Genomic DNA, 2712 nt, shown 5'->3' with positions numbered 1-2712 from the left:
CCAGTCGCGGTAGGCGTGGGCCAGATCGTCGTCGCGGGTGAGCCCTCGTTCGAGTCTGGAGATGGTTGTGGGCCAGACGCGGAAGTGCTGGGCGACGACGGTGAGGGTGATGTTCTTGGCTTGCCGCAGGGGGCGGAGGTCGGCTGTGTCGGGGATGGTGACCGTGGTTGTGAGGTAGTGGAACATCTCGCGGGCGATGGCTCGCTTGAGGAGCCTGATGATCTCCTTCTTCGTGCGGCTGGCGGCGGTCTGTCGTGCGACGTATTCCCTGGTCCTGGGATCGCTGGACATGCGGACGAGGGCGATGCGGCAGAGGGCGGCGTTGGCATCGCGGTCGCCGCCGCGGGAGAGGCGGTGCCGGTGGGTTTTGCCGCTGGAGGCGGGGACCGGGGCGACGCCGCAGAGGGCGGCGAAGGATGCCTCGGTCCGCATGCGGTCGCCGTTGCCGCCGGCGGTGACCAGTAGCTGAGCTGCGGTGTCGGGGCCGACGCCGTAGGCGGCTCGCAGGCCGGGGTTGTGGTCGGTGACCTGCTCGTCCAGGAGCTTGGTGAGGGTTTCGTGCTCGGTGGCCAGCTCCTGGACACGGCGGGCGAGGCTCTTCAGTGCGGTGAGTATGGCGGTGTGGACGGTGTCGCCGGCCGGCCGCAGCCGGGCCAGTGCCTGGGTGCGGTCAGTGCCCTTGAGCTGCCCGTATTTCGTGCGGATGGTCTCGGGCGCGCTGATGAGCAGGTGGGTGATCTGGTTCAGGGCGGCGGTGCGGGCCTTGATGGCGGAGCGGGCGGCGTTGTGCAAGGCGCGGATGCCGGCGACGCTGTCGTCCTTGGGGGCGCCGGAGGCGCGTCCGGACAAGGCGGCGCGGGCGGCGGCGTAGGCATCGATGGGGTCGGACTTGCCGATGCGGCGGCGTTCGGCCTTGTCGGGCCGGTTGACCTCGACCACGTGGTGCCCGTGGGAGCGGGCGGCGCGGGTGAAGCCGGCTCCGTAGGAGGAGGTGCCCTCGACACCGACAGCGATCACACGGCCGTGGGCGGAGAGGAAAGCCAGGGCGGCGGCGTATCCGGCGCTGGTGGTGGCGAATTCGGCGTCGTCGAGTTGGCCACCGTTATCGCTGATCACGGCGACGTGGACGGTGTCGGCGTGGGAGTCGACGCCGCCGAACACGTCCTGTCCGAGCATCGTGTCCGCATCGGATGCTGTCATGCTGAAGGTGCCTTCCCAGCCGGAGGTGACACCCGGCCGGGCGGCGCAGACAGGACACTGAGGGGGCTTCTGACCAAGCTCCTGACTTGTTGAATCGACCCCAGACGCTCGGTCTGCAGCCGTAGCGTCCAGGGTGTCGGTCGGCACGGGCCCGCAGTGCTCCTTGCCGCCCTCGGGCTGGCTCACTCATAGCGTGCCGCCGCCGGCCGACACCCGCGCGGTGTGGCTCGACAGAGGCATGAAGGTGACACGGTGACTTCAAGTCAGGGTGCCCACCGCACTCCCCTTCCTGTCTCATCGAGTGCAAGGGCAGCAGCCTGTGATCCTGATCGGTGTCGATCCCCACAAGTCGTCCCACACCGCCGTCGCAGTCGACGCCGCCGGCCACCAGGTGGCCCAGCGCCGGTTCGTCGTCAACGCCGGAACCTTCCGCCAGTTGATGCGCTGGTGCGAGCAGTGGCCCGACCGCCGCTTCGCGGTCGAGGGCGCCGGCAGCCTGGGCCGCTCCCTCGCCCAGCAGCTGGCCGCCGCGGGCGAGAACGTGATCGACGTGCCCTCCACTCTGTCGGCCCGGGCCCGGCTGCTGGCCACCGGAGGAGACCGCAAGACCGACGCCAAGGACGCCCTCCACGTCGCCCAGGTTGCCCTCTTCCGCCCTGACCTGCGGCCCGTGGTCCAGGAAGACCAGACCACGATCCTGCGACTGCTGACCGAGCGGCGGGACGACCTGGTCCATGAGCGCACCCGCGTCCTCAACCGGCTCCACGCCGTCCTGCGTGATCTCCTGCCCGGCGGAGCCCCCACCGGCCTGTCGGCCGACAAGGCCGCCGCCTTGATGAAGGGCGTCCGGCCGGTCACGGCCACCGACAACTGCCGCCGGGACATAGCCCGTGATCTGCTGGCCGACCTGCGCAGACTGGACCGGCAGGTCAAGGACAATGAAGCCGAAATGCGCGAGGCCGTCGCCGCGACCCGCACGACGCTGACCACCCTGCCGGGCCTGGGCACCGTGCTGGCCGCGAAGGTCCTCGGCCACATCGGGGACGTCGGCCGGTTTCCCACCGAGCACCACTTCGCCAGCTACACCGGCAGCGCGCCCCTGGACGCCTCCAGCGGCAACAACGTCCGCCACCGGCTCAACACCGGTGGCAACCGCGCGCTGAACTCGGTGCTGCACACGATCGCCGTCTGCCAGATCCGCGACGGCGGGCGCGGGCAGGACTACTACCTCCGCAAGATCAGTGAGGGGAAGACCCCTTCGGAGGCCCGCCGGGCCCTCAAGCGACGCCTGTCCAACGTGGTCTACCGGATCATGAAACGAGATCAACGGAACCACCTCGCTCAGGCCGCTTGACACACAGAGGCGCTATGAGGTCATGTTCCGCCCGGCCGGAGCCATGGAGACAGGCTCCGGCGGTCAGACAGAACAGCAGGAAGACAACCCAGCAGGGCGTCAGTCAGACCCCGAGCCATGACCGCCGGAACCTGAGTATCAGCATCAGTGTCAGACCC

General features: G+C 69.5%; 2 protein-coding genes. One reads left to right on the top strand and one right to left on the bottom strand.

Going from position 1 to position 2712, the window contains the following annotated elements; genetic code table 11:
- Positions 1-1200, bottom strand: a 1200-nt coding sequence (locus tag KUM40_RS27505) for an IS110 family transposase (protein ID WP_254395759.1), incomplete at its 3' end; no start/stop codon positions are given.
- Between the two features lie 319 nt (positions 1201-1519).
- Between KUM40_RS27505 and KUM40_RS27500 the strand changes: the two genes are divergently transcribed.
- A complete protein-coding gene (locus KUM40_RS27500; protein ID WP_308401247.1) occupies positions 1520-2554 on the top strand; it encodes an IS110 family transposase in 1035 nt (344 codons plus the stop codon).
- The last annotated feature ends 158 nt before the right edge of the window (positions 2555-2712 follow it).

Origin of the sequence: Streptomyces sp. AC512_CC834 (assembly GCF_019049325.1) — a bacterium.
Taxonomy (GTDB): Bacteria; Actinomycetota; Actinomycetes; order Streptomycetales; family Streptomycetaceae; genus Streptomyces.
This window is presented reverse-complemented; position numbering and strand designations above follow the sequence as displayed.